The organism is Citricoccus sp. NPDC079358 (genome assembly GCF_040702545.1).
GTDB lineage: Bacteria > Actinomycetota > Actinomycetes > Actinomycetales > Micrococcaceae > Citricoccus.
Genome location: NZ_JBFBLI010000005.1, coordinates 252,256 through 270,031 on the forward strand (window position 1 = coordinate 252,256; position 17,776 = coordinate 270,031).

Here is a 17,776-nt window from a genome sequence, read left to right on the forward strand (position 1 = left end):
GGAAGTGCCCGCTGACCGGGACTTCCGCGTTCCGCCCCACGGTCCCGTTCCGGGCACGGCACCCCACAGGGGATGAAGGAGGACGGGCCATGATGTTCGAGCACCCGGATGACGAGGCGATCCTCGTCCTGGACGAGGACCAGTGCTGGCAGTTGCTGGAGAACACCCGCCACGGGCGGTTGGGCCTGCGGGTGAACGACGAGCTGGACCTGGTGCCGGTGAACTTCAAGGCCGCGGACCGCAAGGTCTACTTCCGCACGGCGCCCGGCAACAAGCTGGCCGAGCTGACCATCAACCCCAAGGTCATCTTCGAGGCGGACGGCATCCTCTCGGACCAGGCGTGGTCCGTGTTGGCCCGCGGCACCGCCCGGGTGCTGGAACTGGAGGATGAGATCGAATTTGCCGAATCACTGGCTATTGACCCCTGGGTCCCCACGTATAAGGATTTCTTTGTAGAGGTCACGGTCAACCGGGTCACCGGTCGGCACTTCATCTTCGGTGAGCATCCCGAGCGCTTCGACTAGCAGCAGGACGCACACCACACCATCTGATCCCCGGCAGCTGACGCATCGCCGGGGATCAGTTGCGTCGGCCGGTCGGCTACGCCAGGTGACTCGGCGCCCACATCCTCAACAGCGTCCGGACCACGACGACGGCCGGCCCCGGCCGCTCGAACGCCCGGGTGAGTGCCGGGCCGACCTCCTCCACGGGCACCTCCTCGGCCGGGACCCCGAAGGATCGGGCCAGGGCCACGAAATCCGGCCGGTACAGTTCCGTGGCCGTGGCCTGGCCGAAGGCTCCCTCCATGTAGTCGCGCAGGATCCCGTAGCCGCCGTCGTCCACGATCAACCAGGTCACGTTCGCCCCGTGCTGTTGCGCCGAGGCCAGCTCGGCGATCGAGTACATGGCCGAGCCGTCCCCGGCGACGGCCAGCACCCGGGGTGCGCCGTCCTCGGCTCCGGCCTCCGGCGCGTCCGCCAGGCCGGCCAGCCCCACCGCACCGCCGATCGCGGCCGGGAAGGCGTAGCCGAGGCCCCCGGCGCCCTGGGCGGAGTGGAACTCGCCCGACCGTGCGTCCCAGCAGTTCCACCCCCAGTACGCCGCGATCGTCATGTCCCAGTACGTCTGCATCCCCGCGGGGACGGCGGCTCGGATATCCGCCAGGAACCTCCGCTCGCGGGACAGCCCCTGCCCGTCCAGCCGGGCCTCGACCCGGCGGCGGGTCTCGGCCACCAGCTCGGCGGTGCTGCGCCCGTGCCAGTCAGCGCGCACCGGGTCCTCGGCCCCGGCCTGCGCGGCGGAGAGCGCGGCGGAGACCGCGGCCAGGGCCTGGCCGGCGTCGGCCCTCACGCCGAGCGTGGGGAAATTGGACTCGAGGACCCGGGGCTCGGCGTCGACCTGGATGAGCCGGCCGCGCGGTTCGAGGGTGAAGTAGTTGGAGGTGACCTCCCCCAGCGAGGAGCCGACGACGAGCAGCACCTCGGCGTCCTCGAGCAGATCCGTGACGTGGCGGTCCTCCACCCAGGAGCCGAGGGAGAGCCGGTGGTCGTGGGGAAAGGCCGAATTGCCGCCGGGAGTGCAGACCACGGGGGCGTCCAGCAGCTCGGCCACGCGCAGCAGGTGGCGGCGGGCGTCCCGGGTGGAGCGCCGCACCCCTCCCCCGGCGACGATCGCGGTCCGTCGGGAGGCGGCCAGCCACCGCACGGCCTCCTCGATCAGCTCCTGCCGGGGCGGGTGGTCATAGGGCACGGCCAGGGCGTCCTGCACGGGCGGGACCAGGACCTCGCCGAGCAGCACGTCCTGGGGGATCTCCACCCACACGGGGCCCTGCGGCACCGTGATGGCCGCGGCCCAGGCATCCTGGATGGCGGACGGGATGCCGGAGGGGTGATGCACGCTGAACTGCGTCTTGGTCACGTTCTGGGCTGAGGCCTTCTGGTCATCCAGCTGGTGCAGCATCCCCTTGCGGCGGGCCCCCAGCCCGGAGAGCGGGATCTGGGACGCGACGACGACCATCGGCACCGCGGTGGCGTACGCCTCCTGCAGCCCGGACAGGGAGGTGAGCGCCCCGGGTCCGGTCGAGAGGAACAGCACCCCGACCTCGCCGATGGCCCGGGCATAGCCGTCCGCGGCGAAGGCCGCGTTGTTCTCCACCCGGGAGGAGACATAGCGCAGCTCCGAGCGGGAGAGGGCGTCGAAGAGACCAAGCGCGTGCTGGCCCGGGATCCCGAAGACGGTGCGGGCCCCCAGGGCCTGCAGGGTCTCGATCACGAGGTCGCCGCCGTTGCGGCGGGAGCGCTCGCGGGCGGTCATGCCCGCTCCCCCAGCAGGCCGATCAGGTCATAGGCCACGTGGGCGGCGGCGATCCCGGTCAGCTCCGCGTGGTCGTAGGCCGGGGACACCTCCACGACGTCGGCGCCCACCACGTCGAGGCCGCGCAGGCCGCGCAGGATCTCCAGCAGCTCCCGGCTGGTCATGCCCCCGGCCTCGGGGGTGCCGGTGCCCGGCGCGTGGGCCGGGTCCAGGACGTCGATGTCCACGGAGATGTACAGGGGCCGGCCCGCCACGCGGTCACGCAGCCGGGCGACGACCTCGTCCACACCGAGGCGGTACACGTCCGAACTGGTCATGATGCCGAAGCCGAAGCGCCGGTCCTCCTCCAGGTCCTTCCTCCCGTACAACGGGCCGCGGGTGCCCACGTGGCTGATGGCCTCGGTGTCGAGGATCCCCTCCTCCACGGCTCGCCGGAAGGGCGTTCCGTGCGTGTACTCGGCACCGAAGTAGGTGTCCCAGGTGTCCAGGTGCGCGTCGAAGTGCAGCAGGGCCACCGGGGTTCCGGCGCGTTCGGCGGCCGCCCGTAGCAACGGCAGGGCGATCGTGTGGTCCCCGCCGAGCGTCATCAGCGAGGCCCCGTCCCCGGTCAGCTCCAGCGCGTCCGCCTCGATGGCCTCGATCGCCTCGTGGATGTGGAAGGGGTTGACCGCCAGGTCCCCCGCGTCGGCCACCTGCACCTGGGCGAAGGGAGAGGTGTCGGTGGCGGGGTTGTAGGGCCGGAGCAGGCGGGAGGACTGCCGCACGTGCCCCGGGCCGAACCGGGCACCGGGCCGGTAGGAGACGCCGGAGTCGAAGGGCACCCCGACGACCTTGACGTCGGCCGTCCGGCCGGTTCCCTCGACCTCGTCGAGTCGCGGCAGCAGGGCGAAGGTCGGAGCGCCGCTGTAGCGGGGCACCACGGCCGAGTTCACCGGTCCGAGATGGCCGTTCTCCGTCACGCGGGGGATGTTGAGCATGTCAGGTCCTTTCGTAGCGATGGTGGTGCCCCAGGGCACCGTGTCCAGGTGCTGGCGGGATCAGCGCACCTCCCGCCCGACCAGCGTCCAGAGGACCACGGCCTCCTGGCGGCCGGGATTGGTCCAGCTGTGCGGCTCGGCGCCCGGGAACGTGGCGGTGTCTCCCGCCTCCAGGGGCAGCTCTCCGTCCGAGGTGACCAGCACGAAGGTCCCGGCGACCACATGCAGCGCCTCCACGGCGCAGTCCATGGTGTACAGCTCCGCCTCACCGCGACCGCCGGGAGCGATCACCGCACGGATGATCTGCAGCGAGCGGCGTCCGGGCGGGGTGAGCAGCTGTTCGGTGATGCCGTTCCCGCCCAGGTTCACGTGCGGGGCGGCGGCCAGGCGGACGACTCCGGTCTCGGGGGCATCGAGCACGTCCCCGGGCGCCACGCCCAGGACCTGGCAGATGTCCACCAGGCTGGAGACGGATGGACTGGTCAGGTCCCGCTCCACCCGGGAGAGGAATCCCTTGGTGAGGCCGGCGAACTCGGCCACCTGATCCATGGTCAGCCGCCGCTGCTGGCGCAGGGCCCGCAGGCGCCGGCCGATCGCCGGATCGGCGGCGGCGGGTCGGATGGGAAGTGATTTCACGCTTCGGCCTCCTGGGGCGGTCACAGGCACCGAGGTTGTCTAGCGGTAAACACAGGTTTACCGTATACCGCAACGAAGGTGACCAACAACACGTGCGGGGTCCGTCATGCAGACGTTGAACATCGTGATCATCGCCCTCTATCTCGCTGGCATGCTCCTGTTCGGCTGGTGGGGCCGGCGCCGGACCAGCGGCACCTCCGACTACCTGGTCGCGGGGCGGCGCTTGGGCCCCTTCCTGTACACCGGGACCATGAGCGCGCTCGTCCTCGGGGGCGCCTCCACGGTCGGCGGCGTCGGCCTGGGCTACGAGTACGGGATCTCCGGGCTGTGGCTGGTGACGGCCATCGGCGTCGGCGTCCTGCTGCTCAGCCTGCTGTTCGCCCCGACCCTGCAGCGCCTGAAGATCTTCACGGTCTCGCAGATGCTGACCCTGCGGTACGGATCCGAGGCCACGCAGGTGTCCTCGATCGTCATGCTCGCCTACACCCTGATGCTGGCGGCCACCTCCACCGGTGCCTACGCGTCCATCTTCGTGGTGCTCTTCGGGTGGGACCGCTGGCTGTCCATCGTGGTGGGTGGTGGCATCGTCCTCGTCTACGCCGTGGTCGGCGGCATGTGGTCCATCACGCTGGCGGACATGGCCCAGTTCCTCATCATGACCGTGGGCCTGTTCGCCCTGATGCTGCCCCTGTCCCTGGCGCAGGCCGGTGGCTGGAGTGGACTCGGGCAGCGTCTGGATGCCGAGTTCTTCGACCTCGGCGGCATGGGCCTGCAGTCGATCCTCACGTACTTCGTCGTCTACACGCTCGGACTGCTGATCGGCCAGGACATCTGGCAGCGGGTGTTCACCGCCCGCTCGCCGCAGGTCGCCCGCTGGGGCGGCAGCACGGCCGGCGTCTACTGCATCCTCTACGGCGTGGCCGGCGCGATCATCGGCATGGCCGCCGCGGTCTCGCTCCCGCAGATCGAGGTGCGTGACGACGTCTTCGCCACCGTGGCCTCACAGCTGCTGCCCATCGGTCTGGGCGGGCTGGCCCTGGCCGCCGCCGTGGCGGCCATGATGTCCACCGCGTCCGGCGCCCTCATCGCCGCCGCCACCGTCGCCCGGGCCGACGTCGTGCCCCTGGTCCGTGGACTGCTCGCCGGCCGGCGGACCCACCGTCTGGACGCCGCCGCCGCGTCGTCGCAGGCCGAGGCCGATGCGGCCGAGGCCGATGCGGCCGAGGCGAAGAATTTCGAGGAGGACGTGGACACCAACCGGTGGTGGGTACTGGGACTGGGCCTGTTCGTGCTGGGCCTGGCCATCGCGGTCCCGGATGTGGTGGCCGCGCTGACGATCGCCTACGACATCCTCGTCGGAGGCCTGCTGGTGGCCATCCTCGGCGGCCTGGTGTGGTCCCGCGGCACCGGGGCGGGGGCGGCGTGGTCCATGGCTGCCGGCACGCTGGGCACCCTCGCCACCATGATCACCCTGGAGATCCAGGCGGAGGAGCGGTTCGCCGGCGTCTACGCCAACGAGCCGATCTACGTGGGCCTGGCCGCCTCGGCGCTGGTGTACATCGTGGTCAGCCTCCTGACCACGCCCACGCATCCCTCCGTGCTGGCGGCCTGGCGCCGCCGCACCGTGGAGGGAGCTCCCGAGGAGTTCGTGCGGGGCCGCCGGGTGGTGGACCACCGCTGAGGGTCAGATCACCCAGATCGCCAGGGCCCCGAGAACGGCGAGGGCCACCACGAGGACCACCATCCACAGCACGGAGAAGACATCGGCCTCCACCCGTTCCCGGGCCACGCCGAGGGACTGGAGCCCATACCGCCGGCGCTGGGTGAGGTGGATGGCCATCGCCGCCAGTCCGCACAGCCCGGCCGGTGCCAGCGCCGCGAGGCCGACCGTGGCGTACCAGCGCAGGAACATCGCTGCCGCCACGAACAGGGCGAGCAGGGTGCGGTCCCAACTCATCACGGTCCGCTCGGGCTGCAGCCCGGGGTCCTGGTGCAGGGCCGTGGCGGGCGGCAGGACGGGAGGCCGGCGCACGGCTCAGGCCGGCCGGAGGAGCAGGAACACCAGCAGCACGACGGCGGCCGCCGCGCCCCCGGTCGCCAGCACCGGCACGATGAGCGGCAGGGGCAGCGGCCGGCCGTGCCTCATGGCGCGCTCCACGCGGACCCAGCGGAATCCGGCGGTCAGGGCCAGGAGGGCGGCCAGGCCCAGCAGCACCGAACCGAGCACCGTGCGTGTCAGCGGGTCGAAGACGGACCCGGTGAACGCCTCCACCGCGATGCCCCCGGCCAGCAGCGCCAGGGAGGTCCGGATCCAGGCCAAGAAGGTGCGCTCGTTCGCCAGGGTGAATCGGGGGTCGGGTTCCCGGCCGCCGGCGAGCACGGTGGTGGCGAGCCGGCTGCGGGCCGGCGGGCCCTCCTGATCTGGTGTCGTCATGCACCCAGCGTAAACGTGTCCGAGCCCGTCATCGATCTCAGACAGAGGGTTCGCCTCTCGTTCCCGACTTTGTCACAGCTGTGGCAAGCCAGTAGACTAGACACGTCGAAGGGGAGTAGTTCCCACCCGCCCTTGGGGCGAATGCAGCGGTGCGTCGACATACTGGCTTCCTCCGACGGGGGGCCCGGCGCCCCACCCAGATGCCAACGGTGTCTGGGCGAGCGAGACCTTCGGCCAGACTCCGCGCTGGCCGAACGAACCCTGTCAGGGTGACGCCGGTCAGTGCCTTGCTCCGAGGAACTCGATGAACCACTCGCAGGACAACACCACGCCCGCCATTGCCGAGCCCAGCCGGGACCAGATCCGGCGGTGGCGCCGCTACCTGGCGGACGAGATCGCCGAGGCGGAGATCTACCGGGTCATCGCCCGGCGCAAGGAGAGTCCGGAGCGGGAGATCCTCCTGGGGCTGGCCACGGCCGAGAAGCGCCACGAGGACCACTGGCGGCTGCTGCTCGGCGAGCACGCCCAGAACCCGCCCCGCCCGTCCCCGCACCGGATCCTGTTGCGGTGGCTGGCCAAGGTCTTCGGCTCCGTGTTCATCCTCGCCCTGGCCCAGCGCGCCGAGTCCGATTCGCCCTATGCCAAGGACCAGCACGCCACGCCCGCCATGGTGGCGGACGAGGCCATCCACGAGGAGGTCGTCCGCGGGCTGGCGTCCCGGGGCCGCGAGCAGCTCGCCGGGAACTTCCGCGCCGCTGTCTTCGGCGCCAATGACGGCCTGGTGTCCAACCTCGCCCTGGTGATGGGCATCGGGGCCACCGGCGTGGCGACCTCGGTGGTGCTGTTCACCGGCATCGCCGGTCTGCTGGCCGGGGCCCTGTCCATGGCCGCCGGCGAGTTCGTGTCCGTGCGGTCCCAGCGTGAACTGCTCGAGGCGTCCTCCCCCACCCAGGTGACCCTCGAGGCGGCCGAACACCTGGACCTGGACCAGAACGAGCTGGTCCTCGTCTACCGCGCCCGCGGCATGAACGAGGAGGACGCCGTCCACCGCGCCCAGGAACGGCTCGGGTACTTCAGCTGCGACTGCAATCCATCCTTCTCCGCCCACCCGGACGGCTCCCAGGGCCCGGTGGACTACTCCGGCGACCATGAGGCCATCGGCAGCCCGTGGAGTGCCGCCTTCTCCAGTTTCTGCTTCTTCGCCTCCGGCGCCATCATCCCGGTCATCCCCTACCTGTTCGGGATGTCCGGGCTCCCCGCCGTGGCCCTGTCCGCGGTGCTCGTGGGCCTGGCCCTGCTGTGCACCGGCGGTGTGGTCGGCCTGCTCTCCGGGGCCTCGCCCTTCAAACGTGGCCTGCGCCAGTTACTCATCGGCTTCGGCGCCGCCGCCGTCACCTATCTGCTGGGCCTGCTGTTCGGTGCCAACCTCGCCTAGCCCCGCCCTCTCCAACCTCCGTCACCGCACTGTCGCTCCAATGTTTGACCTGGGCGCTTCCCGTGCAAGGATGAAAGAGAAGGATCTACAAGAAATGGAGGTAGCAACATGCGTGGAAGCAACCTTGTCTGGACCATCGTGGGCATCCTGGTCGCGATCGCCCTGATCATCTGGATCGTCTCGGCTCTCTGAGCGCCAGGCCGTTTCAGTAGAACGGCGCCGGCCCCCTCCTTCCACTGGAAGGAGGGGGCCGGCGTCGTTGAGAGGGGTGGCGGTTCAGCCGTTCAGGAGCTGCCGCATCAGGTCGGCGGTCTCGGACGGGGTCTTGCCCACCTTGACGCCGGCGGCCTCCAGGGCCTCCTTCTTGGCCTGGGCGGTGCCGGAGGAACCGGAGACGATGGCGCCGGCGTGGCCCATGGTCTTGCCCTCCGGGGCGGTGAAGCCGGCCACGTAGCCGACGACCGGCTTGGTGACGTTGGCCTTGATGAAGTCGGCCGCACGCTCCTCGGCGTCGCCGCCGATCTCGCCGATCATCACGATGGCCTTGGTCTCCGGGTCCGCCTCGAACGCCGCGAGGGCATCGATGTGGGTGGTCCCGATGACCGGATCGCCGCCGATGCCGATGGCGGTGGAGAAGCCGAGGTCACGCAGCTCGTACATCATCTGGTAGGTCAGCGTGCCGGACTTGGAGACCAGCCCGATCGGGCCCTTGGAGGTGATGTTGGCCGGGGTAATGCCGGCCAGCGCCTCGCCGGGGGTGATGACGCCGGGGCAGTTCGGGCCGATGATCGTGGTGGTCGGCTTGCCGTTGGCGTCGGTGCGGGACTCGGCCAGAGCGTAGAACTCGGCGGTGTCCTGCACCGGGATGCCCTCGGTGATGACCACGAGCAGCGGCATCTTGGCCTCGACGGCCTCGATGGCGGCATCCTTGGCGAACTTCGGCGGCACGAAGGCCACGGACACATCGGCGCCGGTGGCCTCCATGGCCTCGGCCACGGAAGCGAAGACCGGCAGTTCGACCTCGGAGCCGTCCGCACGGCTGTGCGTCACGGTGGTGCCGGCCTTGCGGGCGTTCACGCCGCCGACGATGTTGGTGCCGGCCTTGAGCATCAGGGCGGTGTGCTTGGTGCCTTCGCCGCCGGTGATGCCCTGGACGATGACCTTGGAATCCTTGTTCAGGTAGATCGACATGAGTTGAGGGGTCCTTACTTGTCAGCCGACGCGGTGTTGGCGAGTTCAGCGGCCTTGTCGGCGCCTTCGTCCATGGTGGTGGCGAGGGTCACCAGCGGGTGGTTGGCCTCGGAGAGGATCCGGCGGCCTTCCTCGACGTTGTTGCCGTCCAGGCGCACCACGAGGGGCTTGGTGGCGGCGTCGCCCAGGATCTCGAGGGCCTTGACGATGCCGTGGGCCACCGCGTCACAGGACGTGATGCCGCCGAAGACGTTCACGAACACGGACTGGACCTGCTCATCGTTCAGGATGACGTCCAGGCCGTTGGCCATGACCTCGGCCGAGGCGCCACCGCCGATGTCCAGGAAGTTGGCGGGCTTGACGTTGCCGTGGTTCTCACCGGCGTAGGCGACCACGTCCAGCGTGGACATCACGAGGCCGGCGCCGTTGCCGATGATGCCGACCTGGCCATCGAGCTTGACGTAGTTGAGGTCGTTGGCCTTGGCCTTGGCCTCCAGCGGGTCCTCGGTGCGCTTGTCCACCAGAGCCGCGTGGCCGTCCTGGCGGAACTCGGCGTTCTCGTCCAGGGTGACCTTGCCGTCGAGGGCGACGATGTCACCGGCACCGGTCTTGACCAGCGGGTTGACCTCCACGAGGGTGGCGTCTTCCTTCTCGAAGACATCCCACAGCTTGACCAGGACGTCCGCGACCTTGCCGCGCAGCTCCTCGGGGAAGTTGGCCTCGGCCACGATGGCGGCGGCGGTCTCGGCATCGATGCCGGTCAGCGCGGAGACGGGGACCTTCGCCAGGGCCTCGGGGCGCTCGACGGCGAGCTGCTCGATCTCCATGCCACCCTCGACCGAGCACATGGCCAGGTAGGTGCGGTTGGAGCGGTCCAGCAGCACGGAGAAGTAGTACTCCTCGGCGATGTCGGCGCCCTGGGCGATCATGACCTGGTGGACCGTGTGGCCCTTGATGTCCATGCCCAGGATGTCCTTGGCGTACTGGAAGGCCTCATCGGCGGTCTTGGCGACCTTCACGCCGCCGGCCTTTCCGCGGCCACCGACCTTTACCTGGGCCTTGACGACGGTGACGCCGCCAATCTTCTCAGCGGCCGCCTTGGCCTCTTCCGGGGTCTGCGCCACGATGCCAGCCAGCACGGGAACACCGTGTGCCTCGAACAGATCGCGCGCCTGGTATTCATACAGGTCCACGGGTTGCAGTCCTTCTACGTCGAAAACGGGGACGGTCGGATTCCGCGAGCGGTATCAGGCACACCACAGTGCAGTGACGAAGGGCGTTTCCACCCCTGACATCGACCGGAGCATGTCCGGCACGGCGGAAGCCGGCCGGAAGCCCAGGGATTCCCTGGGCGTTCCATCCCATACCTTAGTCCACGGGGGGCCAGGTCGGTTATTCCACCGGGTGGTTACTCGACCTTGCTCAGCGGGGCGTACCGCAGCAGCAGCCGTTTCTCGGTGCCGTCGAAGCTCACCTTGGCCACGACCTTGTCGCCCTGGCCCTCGAGGCTCAGAACCGTGCCGCGGCCGAAGGTCCCGTGCTCCACGTGGTCGCCGGGACTCAGCGCGATCATCTCCTTCTGCGGCTGCACCCGGGTGCGGGCGGCCCCACGCGGGGGGACCTTCAGCTCCGCGTCCTCCGCGTAGCTGCCCGACGCGCGGGCCGGCCGGTTGGTCGTCGGCCCGCCGGCCCCCCAGTGGGAGCCGGAGAACCGCTGCGGATAGCGGGACTGCGAGCCGTACTGGCCGTTCTGGCCACCGTGGCCGCCGATGGAGCCCCCGCCCCATCCCCCGGACGCCCCTCCGGCGAAACCGGCGGGGCGCGCGGAGCCCTCCCGCTCCCAGTCCAGCAGGGCCTCGGGGATCTCCCCCAGGAACTGGCTGGGCGGGTTGAACTGATGCTGACCCCACAGGGACCGGGCCTCCGCACGCGAGACGAACAGGCGTTTCCGCGCCCGGGTCAGGCCCACGTAGGCCAGCCGGCGCTCCTCGGCCAGCTCCTTCTCGTCCGTCATGGACCGCGAGTGCGGGAACACGCCGTGCTCCATGCCGGTCAGGAACACCACCGGGAACTCCAGGCCCTTGGCCGTGTGCAGGGTCATGAGCGTGACCTGGCCGAGCTGTTCGGCCAGCTCCGCGCCCTCCTCGTCCGAGGCAGCCTGCAGCTGGTCGGCATCGGCCACCAGGGCCACCTGTTCCAGGAAGTCCCCCAGCGTGCCGCCGGGGTTGTTCTTCTCGAATTCCCGGACCACGGCCACCAGCTCGCCGAGGTTGTCCGCCCGGGACTCGTCCTGCAGGTCCTCGGAGGAGCGCAGGGCGGTCAGCATGCCGGTCTGCTCCAGCACCGCCTCCAGCACGGTGGCGGCACTCGAGGCCGCGGCCACCTGGGCCAGGTCGCCCATCATCTGGACGAAGCCGTTGACCGCCTTCACCGAGCGGCTGGCCATCGCGGGCGCCTGGTCCGCCTGCCGGAGGGCCTCGAAGAAGGTCGACCGGTGGCGCGCCTGCAGGGCCGCCACCGCGCCCTCGGCGCGATCCCCGATCCCGCGCTTGGGTTCGTTGAGGATGCGGCGCAGGTTCACGTCGTCGTCGGGATTCTCCAGCACGCGCAGGTAGGCGAGCGCGTCCTTGATCTCCTTGCGGTCGTAGAACCGCGTGCCGCCGATGACCCGGTACGGGATTCCCTTGGTGACGAGGCGCTCCTCCAGCGACCGGGACTGCGCGTTGGTCCGGTAGAACACGGCCACGTCGGCCGGCCGGATCCCGTCCTCGTCCTGCAGCCGGTCAATGGTCGTGGCGATCCACTCGGCCTCGGCGGACTCGTTCTCGGCCGCGTAGCCGATGATCTTCTCCCCCACCCCTTCCGCGGTCCACAGGTTCTTGGGCCGGCGCTTCGGGTTCTTGGAGATCACCGCGTTGGCGGCGTCCAGGATGGTCTGCGAGGAACGGTAGTTCTGCTCGAGCTTGATGGTGGTGGCCTGGGTGTAGTCCTGTTCGAACTCCACGATGTTGCGGATGTCCGCGCCGCGGAACGCGTAGATGGACTGGTCCGAGTCGCCCACCACGGTCAGCTCACCGCCGGCCGTCTCGACCCCCTCCGGCTCGTGGGCCGGTCCCGTCAGGAGACGGACGAGGCGGTACTGAGCATGGTTGGTGTCCTGGTACTCGTCCACCAGCACGTGCCGGAAGCGGCGGCGGTAGTTGTCCAGCACGGCGGGGAACGCCTCGAAGATGTTGACCGTCATGCCGATGAGGTCGTCGAAGTCCATGGCGTTGGCCTGGCGCAGCCGTTGGGTGTACTCGAGATACACGGTGGAGACCGCCTGGGCGAACGGGTCCGACTCGGAGACGGTCGAGGAGTGGTCCTCGGCATCCACGAGTTCGTTCTTCAGCGCACTGATCTTGTGGAGCAGCGACTTGGGCGTGAATTTCTTGGGGTCCAGGTCGTGGGCCTTGACGATCGAGGTGACCAGGCGGAGGGAGTCCGCCGAGTCGTAGATCGAGAAATTGGACTTCAGCCCCACCGAGGTGGCCTCCCGGCGCAGGATGAGCACGCTCGACGAGTGGAAGGTGGAGATCCACATCTTCTGGGCCGCCGGGCCGATCAGGGCGGAGATGCGTTCACGCATCTCCGCGGCGGCCTTGTTGGTGAAGGTGATCGCCAGGATCTCGTGCGGCCGGGCCCGGCCGGTGGCCAGGGCGTAGGCGATGCGGTGCGTCAGCACCCGCGTCTTGCCCGAGCCGGCGCCGGCGACGATCAGCAACGGGCCGCCGGTATGGACCACGGCCTGCTTCTGCTGTTCGTTCAGCCCCTCCAGCAGCTCGTCGGCCGTGGGGGCGCGGTGTGCCGGGGCGGCAAGGGTGAAGGCCTCCGGATCCGCGCCGGATGGCTCGGTGGTGCGGGAGGTGAACAGGCCGGGCAGGGACGTCTGGAAATTCTGGGGCATGGTGGCGTCCAGTCTACCGAGCGGGCCGGACGCCCGAAGGGGACGTCCACAGCACCGGCCGGGCCTCGGCAGTCCTCCGCCGGCGCCTCAGGTGTCCAGGGTCGCGTAGACGATGAAGTTGTCCTCCAGCATGCCCGTCTCCTGATTCAGCCCGTCGCAGGTGATCAGCCGGATCTCCGGCCCCTCGGTGTTGCCGTAGACCTCCAGGGTGGGGAATCCCTCGTCCTTGCGGAACAGCTCCGTGCGATAGACGGTGAAGCTGGCGACGGAGCCGTCCTGCCGGGTGACCTCGATGGAGTCCCCCACCTCGGTCTGGGGGAGGTCGGCGAAGATCCCCGGACCGCCCTCGATGCCGTTGCGGTGTCCCAGGATGACGGAGGGCCCCACCTCTCCGGGGGTCGGCGAGTGGATGAACCACCCGGCCGGGGAGCCCAGGTTGTAGGGCGGGACCTCGATCACCCCGTTCTCCTGCAGTCCGAGCTGCATCACCTCGGATTCGACGTTGATCCCCGGCACGGAGAGCGTGGCCGGCTCCGAGGCGGGCAGGGCCTCCGGCTGAGGCTCCGGTGGGTCCGTGGTGGCCGCGGAACCGCTGGCGGCAGCCGAGGGCGACGTCGTCGGAGCCGGCGTCTGCGTCGGGGACACCGTCGCGGAAGGTCCGGCCACAGCGCTCGCTGAGGATTCGCTCGGCCCAGCAGATTCTGCACCTGCCGGGCCCTGCGGTGCCGCGCAGGAGGCGAGGAGCACCAGGACGGTCGCCGCGCAGCCCGCCAGGACTGCGCGGCGGCCGGTAGTAGGGGACGTCATGGTGTGAACTGCCTCCGGTCGCTCAGGCCCGGCTCGAACGGCGGTTCAGGGCCCAGGCGCCGCCGCCCAGTGCCGCGACCGCGAGGGCGCCGGCGCCCACGAGCATGCCGGAGTTGTCCTCCTGCTGTACCGGGGAACCGGTGTCCGCGCCGCCCTCGGGCATCTCACCCATCTGCGATGCGGTCACGGTGCCGCAAGCCGCCGGCAGGGTGGCCGCCAGCGGCAGCTCCGGGTTCAACTCGCTCATCTTCTCTTGCGCCTCAGCGCTCAGCAGGGTCGGATCCACGCCATGGACCACCACGACGGCGGTGCCGTCCGCCAAGGAGGCGGCAGTGTCATCGTTGAGCTCGAACGTGCGCTCGTAGGTGTACGAGCTGCCGCCGGGGAAGCGCTCGATGGCCAAGGCCGAATCGACGCCGGTATCGCCCTCAGTGGTCAGCGAGGTGCCGATCATGCCGTAGAACGGCTGACCCTCGGGGGTGCTCACCGCACCGTCGCCGTCGGTGTCGGCCTCCGGAGGGGGCAGACGCCGTCGGCGCCGATGTGGATGTGCTGGGCGTGCGGGAAGGGCCCGTCCATGAAGGTCTCGGCCGCCCCGGAGACGTTGAGCGTCACCGTGGCCTCATTTCCGTTCATCTCGATCATGGCATCACCGGTGGTGCCGCTGTCATTCAGCGACTCCAGGCCTGCCTGGCCCGACCAGGCGTCGGTTCCTTGCGCCAGGGCAGGGGACGCCGTCAAGGTCAGGGCACCCAGTGCGATCACGGGGGCCAAGAGCATTTTCTTACGGATGACAATCTCCTCGTTGTTGTTCCGGTACAGGGTGTTTGGAGTCACACGGGGTTCGGATAGGTCGGAGAGGAAAAAACCTTCCTGGAGCCGGGAAAAGGCCTCAGGGAGGGGTTGGCAGCCCGTGCCACCGGGAGCTGGCAGATGTTGGCCGCGGACAGCCCGGACACCTGGGACAATGGAGGCTGGAGGTTCCACGTGTCGCAGAAGAAGTACCAGAAGAAGGGCCCCGTCGGCCATCCGGCCCGGACCCGGGCCGACGCCCAGCGCCAGACGAAGGGGCAGGACGGGCGTCCGGCCGACGTCGGGCCCGTCCGGCACCCCGGAGTGTCCGTGCACCAGGTGAGGCAGGACCTGCAGGCCTCCGGCCAGCAGCAGGGCAGCCCCGGCATGCTCGTCATCGCGCTGATCGGCGCGACGCTGTTCATGTTCTTCTACCTGCACATCATGGTGTTGCCGCAGATGTCAGCCCTCTCCGGCGGGCTGCCGATGCCGGACCACCGCTTCACCTATGACGCCGCGGCGCTCGCGCAGCTCGACGGGGCGATGGACGAGGCCGCGCACGGCCAGCTGAACTGGGTGCACAAGACCGCCGGGGTGATCTTCCCGCTGTTCGTCTTCCTCTGCGTGTCCGCCGTGGCCGCCTGGTGCCTGCCGCGCGGCTGGGGCCGCTGGCTCTCGTACGCCGCGGGCGCCGTCTTCGCCGTGATGGACATCGCGGAGAACATGCTCATCGAGTCGGCCCTGGACGCCGGTGGAGAGGGGGCCGGGTTGGCCTCCGTGTTCACCTCGGTCCGGTGGGTGCTGCTGGTGGCGATCGCCCTCTGGGTGGTACTGATGCTCCTCGGCAAGGTCCGGCGCGCGGTCGCCGAGCGCAAGGCGCAGATCGTTCAGTAGGATGTTCTGGTGGACCGGCGCCCCGGGCTGATCGCTCAGCGTCCATGGTCCCTGGCCCCCGTAGCTCAGCAGGATAGAGCGGCCCTCTCCTAAAGGGCAGGTCGCTGGTTCGAATCCAGTCGGGGGCACCCCTTCACCGCGGTGCGCCCGTGGACGGATCGTCGAACTGCGTCCGGTACAGCTCCGCGTACCGCCCGCCGGCGGCCAGCAGCGCCTCGTGCGGCCCCTCCTCCACCACGCGCCCGCCCTCCACGACCAGGATGCGGTCGGCGGAGCGGATGGTGGAGAGCCGGTGAGCGATCACCACGGCGGTGCGCCCCTGCAAAGCCTCTGCCAGGGCGGCCTGCACGGCCTTCTCCGACGTGGAGTCCAGGGCCGCGGTGGCCTCGTCCAGCAGCACGACGCGCGGAGCGGCCAGCAGCAGGCGGGCGATGGTCATGCGCTGGCGCTCGCCGCCGGAGAGCCGGTAGCCGCGCTCCCCCACCACGGTGTCCAGCCCGTCCGGCAGGCCCTCCACGACCCCGCGCAACCGGGCCCGGTCGATCGCGTCCCAGATCTCGGGGTCACCGACCTCGGGCCGGGCCAGGGTGAGGTTCCCGCGGATCGTGTCATGGAAGAGGTGTCCATCCTGGGTGACCATCCCGACCGTCTCCTTCAGGGACGCGAACGTGGTGTCCCTGAGGTCGGTGCCGTTGTAGCGGATGGTGCCGGAGCCGGCGTCGTACAGCCGCGCGAGCAGGGACGCGATAGTGGACTTGCCCGCTCCGGAGGTGCCGACCAGCGCGTAGGTCTGGCCGGGCTGCACGGTGAAGGAGATGCCGTGCAGGACCTCGGAGCCGCCCCGGCGGTCCAGGACCGCGACGTCCTCGAGGGAGGCCAGGGACACCTGGTCCGCGCTCGGGTAGGCGAAGCGGACGTCCTGCACCTCGAGGGTGACGGGTCCGTCCGGGATGACCCGTGCGTCGGGCTTCTCCCGGAGGAGTGGTTCCAGGTCGAGGACCTCGAAGATCCGGTCGAAGGAGACCAGGGCGCCCATGATCTCCACCCGCGCACTGGCCAGGCCGGTCAGCGGGCCGTACAGCCGGGTCAGCAGCAGGGCGAGGGTGACCACGTCACCGGCGTTGAGCTGGCCCGCCAGGGCCTGCAGCCCGCCGACGCCGTACACGGCGGCCAGGGCCAGGGCCGAGACCAGGGTCAGGGCGGTCATGAACACGGACTGGCGCACGGAGATCCCCACGCCGGTGGCCCGTACCCGGTCCGCCCGTGCCGCGAACTCGGCTGATTCGCGGTGCGGCTGGCCGAAGAGCTTGACCAGCGTGGCGCCGGGGGCGGAGAAGCGCTCGGTCATCTGGTCGCCCATCGCCGCGTTGCGGTGCGCCTGGCTGCGGCTGAGCTCGGCGATCTTGCCGCCCATCACGCGGGCGGGGATGAAGAACAGAGGCAGCAGCACCAGCGAGACGAGGGTGATCTGCCACGAGGTGGTCAGCATGACGATCAGGGTGAGCACCACGGAGACGACGTTCATCACCACGCCGGACAGGGTCCTCGAGATCGCCGTCTGGGCACCGATCACATCGTTGTTGAGCCGGGAGACCAGCGCACCGGTCCGGGTCCGCATGAAGAACGCGATCGGCATCTGCTGCACGTGGTCGAACACCGCCGTGCGCAGGTCGTAGATGATCCGCTCGCCCAGATCAGAGGACAGCCAGCGGGTCACCACCGCCAGGGCGGCGTCCAGGACCGCCACCATGGCGATCAGCAGGGCCAGCTGGACGATGCGGTCGGCGTTCCCGCCGCCCACGATCGCGTCCACCACGTCACCGGCCAGGATCGGCGACGCCACGCCCAGGACTGCCCCGACCACGGAGAGCATCAGGTAGAAGACCAGCTTGCCCTTGTACCGGCGGACGAAGTCCAGGGTGCGCCGGATGGTGCCCGGTTGGAGCCGCCGACCGTCAGAGGGGTCGCCGTGGCTGGCCCGGCGCATGGCCTGCATGGCCGCACGTTCCATGCTCATAGGGCGGGCCGGTCCAGCAGTCGCTCGATTCCCCGGAGCGACGCGCGGTGGGCCCGGTCGAAACCGGCCTGGCCCGATCCCTCGGCCAGTCCCGCGGCGTAGCCGGCGATGAACGCGGTGGCCGCCGCGTCGTCGTCGTTCCCCGACGCGGCCGCGGCGTTCCGGGCGAGGCGCGCCAGCCGGGTGAAGTCCGGGTGGGCACCGTCCAGCTCGAGTGCGGTCATCAGCTCGGCTGGCCACCCGGTGGCCGGGGGCAGGATGGCTGGCTTGGGCGCGGCACGTGGGGTCTCGGACACCGCACCAGTCTAGGTCCGGGAGCCCTCGCGGCCCGGTG

Annotated in this window: 17 protein-coding genes and 1 tRNA gene; 5 read left to right on the forward strand and 13 right to left on the reverse strand. The window is 70.1% G+C overall.

Translation table 11 applies throughout. The features are described from left to right. Positions 1-89: 89 nt before the first annotated feature. Entirely contained in the window at positions 90-524 is a 435-nt protein-coding gene (locus AB0333_RS08780; RefSeq protein WP_115933007.1) for a pyridoxamine 5'-phosphate oxidase family protein, read from the forward strand. A 76-nt stretch (positions 525-600) separates the two neighbouring features. Here the strand turns inward: AB0333_RS08780 and AB0333_RS08785 are convergent, their stop codons facing one another. The 3 genes from AB0333_RS08785 to AB0333_RS08795 are packed head-to-tail and all read right to left on the reverse strand — an operon-like array spanning position 601 to position 3,926. Beyond that, complete coding sequence (locus AB0333_RS08785) at positions 601-2,313, reverse strand: thiamine pyrophosphate-binding protein (protein ID WP_366218301.1); 1,713 nt, start codon at positions 2,311-2,313, stop codon at positions 601-603. Further along, positions 2,310-3,290, reverse strand: coding sequence for an agmatinase (speB, locus tag AB0333_RS08790; protein WP_366218302.1), 981 nt, complete (start codon positions 3,288-3,290; stop codon positions 2,310-2,312). The genes AB0333_RS08785 and speB overlap by 4 nt, the downstream gene beginning before the upstream one ends. A gap of 60 nt (positions 3,291-3,350) precedes the next feature. Then, a complete protein-coding gene (locus AB0333_RS08795) occupies positions 3,351-3,926 on the reverse strand; it encodes a helix-turn-helix domain-containing protein (protein WP_366218303.1) in 576 nt (191 codons plus the stop codon). A 106-nt stretch (positions 3,927-4,032) separates the two neighbouring features. Between AB0333_RS08795 and AB0333_RS08800 the strand changes: the two genes are divergently transcribed. Then, positions 4,033-5,607, forward strand: a complete 1,575-nt coding sequence (locus AB0333_RS08800; protein ID WP_366218304.1) for a sodium:solute symporter — start codon at positions 4,033-4,035, stop codon at positions 5,605-5,607. A 3-nt stretch (positions 5,608-5,610) separates the two neighbouring features. On the opposite strand, the gene AB0333_RS08805 is transcribed toward AB0333_RS08800, so the two are convergent. Together AB0333_RS08805 and AB0333_RS08810 are read right to left on the reverse strand one after the other, a co-directional pair. Continuing rightward, on the reverse strand, positions 5,611-5,958 hold the full coding sequence (locus AB0333_RS08805) for a DUF202 domain-containing protein (protein WP_366218305.1): 348 nt from the start codon (positions 5,956-5,958) through the stop codon (positions 5,611-5,613). Positions 5,959-5,961: 3 nt separating this feature from the next. Further along, a complete protein-coding gene (locus AB0333_RS08810) occupies positions 5,962-6,360 on the reverse strand; it encodes a DUF202 domain-containing protein (RefSeq protein WP_366218306.1) in 399 nt (132 codons plus the stop codon). 304 nt (positions 6,361-6,664) lie between these two features. Between AB0333_RS08810 and AB0333_RS08815 the strand changes: the two genes are divergently transcribed. Then, on the forward strand, positions 6,665-7,795 hold the full coding sequence (locus AB0333_RS08815) for a VIT1/CCC1 transporter family protein (protein WP_366218307.1): 1,131 nt from the start codon (positions 6,665-6,667) through the stop codon (positions 7,793-7,795). 276 nt (positions 7,796-8,071) lie between these two features. On the opposite strand, the gene sucD is transcribed toward AB0333_RS08815, so the two are convergent. The 6 genes from sucD to AB0333_RS08845 all read right to left on the reverse strand — a co-directional run bounded on the left by sucD (position 8,072) and on the right by AB0333_RS08845 (position 14,576). Next, positions 8,072-8,986: a succinate--CoA ligase subunit alpha gene (gene sucD, locus AB0333_RS08820; protein ID WP_366218308.1), complete on the reverse strand. Its 915-nt coding sequence runs from the start codon at positions 8,984-8,986 to the stop codon at positions 8,072-8,074. Positions 8,987-9,000: 14 nt separating this feature from the next. After that, positions 9,001-10,179 (reverse strand): ADP-forming succinate--CoA ligase subunit beta, encoded by a 1,179-nt coding sequence (sucC, locus tag AB0333_RS08825; RefSeq protein ID WP_366218309.1) that lies wholly within the window; start codon positions 10,177-10,179, stop codon positions 9,001-9,003. Between the two features lie 215 nt (positions 10,180-10,394). Next, complete coding sequence (locus AB0333_RS08830; RefSeq protein ID WP_366218310.1) at positions 10,395-12,932, reverse strand: UvrD-helicase domain-containing protein; 2,538 nt, start codon at positions 12,930-12,932, stop codon at positions 10,395-10,397. An 87-nt stretch (positions 12,933-13,019) separates the two neighbouring features. After that, the gene (locus tag AB0333_RS08835) at positions 13,020-13,739 is read right to left on the reverse strand and encodes a sortase (RefSeq protein WP_366218311.1); all 720 of its coding nucleotides are present in this window, start codon (positions 13,737-13,739) and stop codon (positions 13,020-13,022) included. A gap of 22 nt (positions 13,740-13,761) precedes the next feature. After that, positions 13,762-14,226, reverse strand: a complete 465-nt coding sequence (locus tag AB0333_RS08840) for a hypothetical protein (RefSeq protein WP_366218312.1) — start codon at positions 14,224-14,226, stop codon at positions 13,762-13,764. Next, entirely contained in the window at positions 14,223-14,576 is a 354-nt protein-coding gene (locus AB0333_RS08845; RefSeq protein ID WP_366218313.1) for a hypothetical protein, read from the reverse strand. The genes AB0333_RS08840 and AB0333_RS08845 overlap by 4 nt, the downstream gene beginning before the upstream one ends. A 150-nt stretch (positions 14,577-14,726) precedes the next feature. Between AB0333_RS08845 and AB0333_RS08850 the strand changes: the two genes are divergently transcribed. Both AB0333_RS08850 and AB0333_RS08855 read left to right on the forward strand, forming a co-directional pair. Beyond that, positions 14,727-15,425: a hypothetical protein gene (locus AB0333_RS08850; protein ID WP_366218314.1), complete on the forward strand. Its 699-nt coding sequence runs from the start codon at positions 14,727-14,729 to the stop codon at positions 15,423-15,425. Positions 15,426-15,479: 54 nt separating this feature from the next. After that, positions 15,480-15,553: transfer RNA gene (locus AB0333_RS08855), tRNA-Arg, on the forward strand. A 5-nt stretch (positions 15,554-15,558) separates the two neighbouring features. On the opposite strand, the gene AB0333_RS08860 is transcribed toward AB0333_RS08855, so the two are convergent. Continuing rightward, entirely contained in the window at positions 15,559-17,442 is a 1,884-nt protein-coding gene (locus AB0333_RS08860) for an ABC transporter ATP-binding protein (RefSeq protein WP_366218315.1), read from the reverse strand. Beyond that, entirely contained in the window at positions 17,439-17,738 is a 300-nt protein-coding gene (locus AB0333_RS08865) for a DUF6457 domain-containing protein (protein ID WP_366218316.1), read from the reverse strand. The genes AB0333_RS08860 and AB0333_RS08865 overlap by 4 nt, the downstream gene beginning before the upstream one ends. Between the last annotated feature and the right edge of the window lie 38 nt (positions 17,739-17,776).